The sequence below is a fragment of the Vulcanococcus sp. DEBay_Sum22DG08_74 genome (genome assembly GCF_017852955.1).
GTDB lineage: Bacteria > Cyanobacteriota > Cyanobacteriia > PCC-6307 > Cyanobiaceae > Vulcanococcus.
Genome location: NZ_JAFMKL010000109.1, coordinates 1 through 5,363 on the forward strand (window position 1 = coordinate 1; position 5,363 = coordinate 5,363).

Below are 5,363 nucleotides of genomic sequence, written 5' to 3' on the forward strand. Positions count from 1 at the left end.
CGGGTGCCGGGGGTGATGGGGCGGTACTTACGGATTCCCATAGTTCTTCAGACCCCTCAGGCTTCAGGGAACAGCTGGATGGCATTGCCATCGGCAAGGCGAACCACAGCCTTCTTCACCTGGGCACGCTTGCCGGCGAATCGGCCCACGCGGCGGGAGCGGCGAGGGGGGTTCATGGTGCTCACACCAACGACTTTGACGTCGAACAGTTGTTCAACGGCAGCCTTGATGTCGGGCTTGGCAGCCCGATGGTCCACCTCAAAGGTGTACTGATTGAGCTCGATGGCGCGGGTGGCCTTCTCAGTAATCAGGGGCCGACGGATCACATCCGCCAGGCGACCTTGAAAGCGTTCAGTCATCGCCGTAGACCTCCTGAATCTTCGCGAGTGCTTCCTCGCTCACCACCAAGGAATTGGCGTGGAGCAGGTCGAACACGTTGAGCTGATCTGCGGCGATCAGCTTCACCTTTTCGAGGTTGCGCACCGAGCGGCGCACCACCTCGCTGGGGGCATCCAGCACCACCAGCACCTTGGAGCCAGCGGCGATGCCGAAGCGGCTCAGGGCAGCGGTGATTTCTTTGGTCTTCGGGGTTTCAAGACCCGAAGCAAAGCCCTTCACCACAGTGATGTCAGCGGCGCGGCTCATCAGCGCAGTGCGCAGAGCCAGGCGACGCTCCTTGCGGTTCATCGCAAGGTTGTAGGTGCGGGGCTTCGGCCCGAACACCACACCACCGCCGGGACGCAGGGGGGTCCGGATCGAACCCTGACGGGCGCGACCGGTGCCCTTCTGCTTGTAAGGCTTGCGGCCACCACCGGCCACCTCAGCGCGGGTGAGGGTGCTGGCCGTGCCCTGACGGGCATGGGCGAGCTGACGCACCACAGCGCGGTGCACCAGATCGTTAGCGGAGCTTTCCTTAGCGACTTTCAGGTCAAGGCTGGCCTTGCCGGCCTCTTTGCCTTGCCAGTCGCGAACAACACAGTTAGCCATCTCTGTCCTCCTCAGTTCGCGGCTTTGGCGCCCACCCGCTTAGCGGGGAGGATGTTCAGCAGGGCTCCGGGCTTACCGGGAACCGAGCCTTTCACCACGAGCAGGTTGCGCTCAGCATCCACCTTGAGGATGGTGAGGCCGCGGGTGGTGATTTGCTTGCCGCCGTAGCGACCAGCCATGCGCTTGCCGGGGTACACGCGGCCGGGGGTCGTACCCGCACCGGTGGAGCCAGGCTCGCGGTGGTTCTTCGAACCGTGGGTCATGGGACCGCGGCTGAAGCCGTGGCGCTTCTGGTAACCAGCGAAACCACGACCGATGGTGTCGCCGCTCACATCGACCTTCTGGCCCGCCTCAAAGGCGGCCACGGTGACGTCACCACCGAGTTCCAGACCGTCGACGGAGTCAACGCGGTATTCCTTCAGGTGGCGCAGCAGCTCGTCGCCCGACTTAGCCAGGTGGCCCTTAGCGGGCTTGCTGACGAGCTTTTCGCGGATATCACCGAAGCCCAGCTGAACGGCGGTGTAGCCGTCGGTGCTGTCGGTTTTGAGTTGGGTAATGCGGCAAGGACCTGCCTCGATCACGGTGACCGGGATGGCCCTGCCTTCGTCGTCGAAGAACTGGGACATGCCCAGTTTCTTCCCAAGAATGCCGATGGACATAAGGAGGGAGATACGCCAGCTGGACCACCACTCACAGGGAGTGGCGTGACTGAATCGAGTGGCGCAAGAAACCGATGGAGCTGAAATTTCCGGTTAACCCGGAACTGCAGTGGACCAATGCGGCGGAGCTAGCGACTCGAATCAGTGGGGGCTGGGACTTGCTCAGAAGAAGAAGCCAAAGGCGTCTTCAAGGTTGAGCAGTATCCCGGCGACTCAGAAGAGCCACACGGGCCCGGGAAGGCCGCCACCACTGGCGACCTTGTGCATTGCCCTGGAGGCCCGGCTAGCGGACGGGCACAGTTGCAATTGCACAAGCGAACACCATACCCCAGCGCATAACACCCTTCCCCTGCGATCAGCTGCCAGACTTCCGCAAGCGCTGATCCGCCCCCATGCCCCTGCTGCTCACCGGCCGCGGTTTCCGCCAGGAGCTGGAGCGGGCGGGCGCCTTGGCCCTCTACGCACCATTAGAAGGTGGCGCCGAGACCAGGCTGCTGCGCCGGATGCGCGCCGCTGGCTACCGGGCCCAGCTCACCTCAGCACGCGGCCTGGGGGATCCAGAAGCCTTCCTTCTGCAGTCCCACGGCGTGCGTCCTCCCCACCTCGGGCACCAAAGCGTTGGCCGCGGCGCGGCCGTTGGCGAGGTGCAAATGGCCACCCCACAACTGGGACACCTCTTTGAGGGCGACGCCCCTGTGCTGCTTTGGCTGCTGGAGGGGCAGGTCCTCTCCACCGCTGAGCTCGAGTCGCTGATCAACCTGACCCAACGGGAGCCCCGCCTGAAGATCGTCGTGGAGATGGGCGGCGCCCGTGCCCTGCGATGGCAGCCCCTGAGCTCCGTGCTGACCGCAACCGTTTGACCCCAGAGGCGGCCCTTCAAAACGGCCGCTGGGTCAAATTGATCTGCGGCGCCGGGAATCAAGACCTGGCGGCCATCGAAGACCTCTGCGCGCTCTACACCGCAGCGGGCATCCACTGCATCGACATTGCCGCCGATACGGGCGTTGCGGAGGCCGCCAGGCGCGGCATGGACTGGGCTGTGGCCCGGGGTGCCCAGCGCCCCTGGCTGATGGTCAGCCTCAGCGACGGCGCCGACCCCCACTTCCGCAAGGCCAGCTTTGACCCCAGCCGCTGTCCCAGCGACTGTCCCAGGCCCTGCCAAAAGGTCTGCCCGGCCTTGGCCATTGGCGATCACGGCGGCGTCCAGGCGGAGCGCTGCTACGGCTGTGGGCGCTGCCTGCCCGCCTGCCCCCTGGGCCTGATCGATGAACAGCAGCAGTGGCTCAGCGCCGAAGCGGTCCCCGAACTCCTCCGGAGCATCAACCCGGATGCGGTTGAACTGCACACCCAGGCGGGACGGCAGAGCGCCTTCGAAGCCCGCCTGAGCCAGCTCAAGGCCAGCGGTGTTCCCCTTCAGCGCCTGGCGATCAGCTGCGGACTCGAGCGGGGCGCCGGCAGCCAGGAGACCACACCCCTGAGTAGCCGGGAGCTCGCCAGGGAGCTCTGGCAGCGCTTTGGCGCCCTGCGCCAGGCGGGCTACCGGCCGCTCTGGCAGCTCGATGGTCGTCCCATGAGCGGGGATGTCGGAGTGGGGACCGCCCGCTCCGCCGTGAAATTGCTGGAGGCGATCGCCCCCTGGGCACCGCCAGGCCCGCTGCAACTGGCCGGGGGAACCAACGGCAAAACAATTGAGCTCCTGGGCCCCAGCCACCGGGCAGCCGGTGTTGCCTTTGGCGGGATGGCCCGCAGCCTGCTGCAACCCTGGCTGCAGGAAGCCGATGAGCGCGGGCAGCCCCTGAGGGACATTCCCGAGCTCGAAGCGATCGCCAGCACCAGCGTGATGGCCCTCATCCAACCCTGGCTGGAGCGCTAATCGCTAGAACGCCCCCATGGCTTCAGCACCGATCAGCCCGCAACGCATCACGGACGACCTCGATCGCCTGCTCGAGGTCTTGCCCGAGGCCGTGCGCAGTGCCCTGGGCTCAGCTGAAGCCCGTGAGCAATTGCTTGAGGTCGTCCTCGATCTCGGCCGGATCCCTGAGGCCCGTTACCCGGGACGTGCCGTCCCCCTTGGGGCGAACCCGATTGAGCGCAGCGACCTGGCGGCGGTAGTCGAACAACTCGGAACCTTTGGAGGCGACAACCGAGCTGGCATCGAGCGGACCCTGCACCGCATCAGCGCCATTCGCAACCGCAGCGGCGACGTCGTCGGCCTGACCTGCCGGGTCGGCCGAGCGGTCTTCGGCACCGTGGCCATGGTCCGGGACCTGATGGATTCCGGTCAGTCGCTCCTGCTGATGGGGCGCCCAGGCGTCGGCAAAACAACCGCCCTTCGAGAGATTGCGCGAGTTCTGGCCGATGAGCTGGACAAGCGGGTGGTCGTGATCGACACCAGCAACGAAATTGCAGGCGACGGGGACATCCCTCACCCCGCCATCGGCCGGGCCCGGCGCATGCAAGTCACCCGGCCGGAGCTGCAGCACCAGGTGATGATCGAGGCGGTGGAGAACCACATGCCCGAGGTCATCGTGATCGATGAGATCGGCACGGAGCTGGAGGCCCAGGCGGCGCGCACCATCGCCGAGAGGGGCGTGATGCTGGTGGCCACGGCCCACGGCAACGAGCTCGCCAATCTGGTCAAAAACCCCACCCTCAGCGACCTGGTGGGGGGCATCGAATCCGTCACCCTCGGCGACGAGGAGGCCCGGCGGCGACGGACGCAAAAGACCGTCCTCGAGCGCGCCGCCGAACCCACCTTCCCCATGGCGGTGGAAATGCACAGCCGCGACCGCTGGCTCGTGCATCGCGACGTCGCCCGCACGGTGGACCTCCTGCTACGCGGTCAACTGCCGCGGCCCCAGGTCCGGCAGCTCGATGACCAGGGGCGCTTGCAGCTGAGTGAGCCGCTGGCGCCCAAGGCCAGCCCCCGGCCGTCCCCCGCCGCCGCACCGGTTCGGCGCATCCAGGAACCAGCTGGAGTCTCAGCGCAGCCCAACCTCGCCCTGCGTCCCCTCCCGGATCCGGAAGCGAGCCCGCCAACCGAGACGCCAAGCGCACCCCTGCATCTGTTCAATGCAGGGCTGAGCGAACCCCTGATTGACCAGGCCATCCGCAGCCGGCGTCTCCCCGTGCAATTGGTCGAAGCGGTGGAGGAGGCCGACGTCGTTCTGGCGGCGCGGCAACAACTGGGCCAGCGCCCTGAGCTGCGCCGGCGAGCCCAGGATGCAGGCCTGCCGATCCTTGTGATCAAGGCCGACACCCTGCCCCAGATTCAACGGGGCCTGGAGAGGCTGCTGCAGCGCCGAGAGGATCGCCCAGAGGCCACCAATGCCGCGGCACGCCCCGCAGCCGCCAGCTCCAGAGACGATGCGCTCGAAGCCCTCGAGGAATGCCGCCTGGCCGTCGAGCAGGTCGTCCTGCCCCAGGGGCAGCCGGTGGAGTTACTGCCCCGCACCGAGGCCATCCGGCGGATGCAAGCGGAACTGGCGGCCCGCTACCAACTGACTTCCGCCGAGTTCGGCAGTGGCAGCCAGCTGCGCCTACGGCTCTTCCCCCGCTGAGCCACTCGGCCGAGATGGCCCAGTGAGATTGACGAAGGTCGACCCGTTGTGGGTAACTATCTGAGTGCTGATGACACCGCCAGTTCCTGGGGGTTCGCAAGCAGCGCGTTGGGCCGTCGCCAAGTGGTAAGGCAGCGGGTTTTGGTCCCGCCATTCC

Annotated in this window: 6 protein-coding genes; 3 read left to right on the forward strand and 3 right to left on the reverse strand. The window is 66.5% G+C overall.

Going from position 1 to position 5,363, the window contains the following annotated elements; genetic code table 11:
• Positions 1 to 56: 56 nt before the first annotated feature.
• From QZ184_RS09835 to rplC, 3 genes are read right to left on the reverse strand one after another with little or no spacing between them, the layout of a single operon-like run.
• On the reverse strand, positions 57 to 359 hold the full coding sequence (locus tag QZ184_RS09835) for a 50S ribosomal protein L23 (protein WP_010314935.1): 303 nt from the start codon (positions 357 to 359) through the stop codon (positions 57 to 59).
• Complete coding sequence (rplD, locus tag QZ184_RS09840; RefSeq protein ID WP_010314934.1) at positions 352 to 987, reverse strand: 50S ribosomal protein L4; 636 nt, start codon at positions 985 to 987, stop codon at positions 352 to 354. The genes QZ184_RS09835 and rplD overlap by 8 nt, the downstream gene beginning before the upstream one ends.
• 11 nt (positions 988 to 998) lie before the next feature.
• Positions 999 to 1,646: a 50S ribosomal protein L3 gene (gene rplC, locus QZ184_RS09845; RefSeq protein WP_010314932.1), complete on the reverse strand. Its 648-nt coding sequence runs from the start codon at positions 1,644 to 1,646 to the stop codon at positions 999 to 1,001.
• A 392-nt stretch (positions 1,647 to 2,038) separates the two neighbouring features.
• On the opposite strand from rplC, the gene QZ184_RS09850 reads away from it, so the two are divergent.
• From QZ184_RS09850 to QZ184_RS09860, 3 genes are read left to right on the forward strand one after another with little or no spacing between them, the layout of a single operon-like run.
• Positions 2,039 to 2,506 (forward strand): NAD(P)H-quinone oxidoreductase subunit N, encoded by a 468-nt coding sequence (locus QZ184_RS09850; RefSeq protein WP_247479628.1) that lies wholly within the window; start codon positions 2,039 to 2,041, stop codon positions 2,504 to 2,506.
• Complete coding sequence (locus QZ184_RS09855) at positions 2,467 to 3,519, forward strand: LdpA C-terminal domain-containing domain (RefSeq protein ID WP_296419370.1); 1,053 nt, start codon at positions 2,467 to 2,469, stop codon at positions 3,517 to 3,519. The genes QZ184_RS09850 and QZ184_RS09855 overlap by 40 nt, the downstream gene beginning before the upstream one ends.
• A gap of 16 nt (positions 3,520 to 3,535) precedes the next feature.
• Positions 3,536 to 5,206: an AAA family ATPase gene (locus QZ184_RS09860; protein ID WP_296416104.1), complete on the forward strand. Its 1,671-nt coding sequence runs from the start codon at positions 3,536 to 3,538 to the stop codon at positions 5,204 to 5,206.
• The last annotated feature ends 157 nt before the right edge of the window (positions 5,207 to 5,363 follow it).

Coding starts and splice junctions, on each gene's coding strand:
- QZ184_RS09855 (WP_296419370.1), top strand. CDS start 2,467: ATGGCAGCCCCTGAGCTCCGTGCTGACCGCAACCGTTTGACCCCAGAG.
- rplD (WP_010314934.1), bottom strand. CDS start 987: ATGGCTAACTGTGTTGTTCGCGACTGGCAAGGCAAAGAGGCCGGCAAG.
- QZ184_RS09835 (WP_010314935.1), bottom strand. CDS start 359: ATGACTGAACGCTTTCAAGGTCGCCTGGCGGATGTGATCCGTCGGCCC.
- rplC (WP_010314932.1), bottom strand. CDS start 1,646: ATGTCCATCGGCATTCTTGGGAAGAAACTGGGCATGTCCCAGTTCTTC.
- QZ184_RS09850 (WP_247479628.1), top strand. CDS start 2,039: ATGCCCCTGCTGCTCACCGGCCGCGGTTTCCGCCAGGAGCTGGAGCGG.
- QZ184_RS09860 (WP_296416104.1), top strand. CDS start 3,536: ATGGCTTCAGCACCGATCAGCCCGCAACGCATCACGGACGACCTCGAT.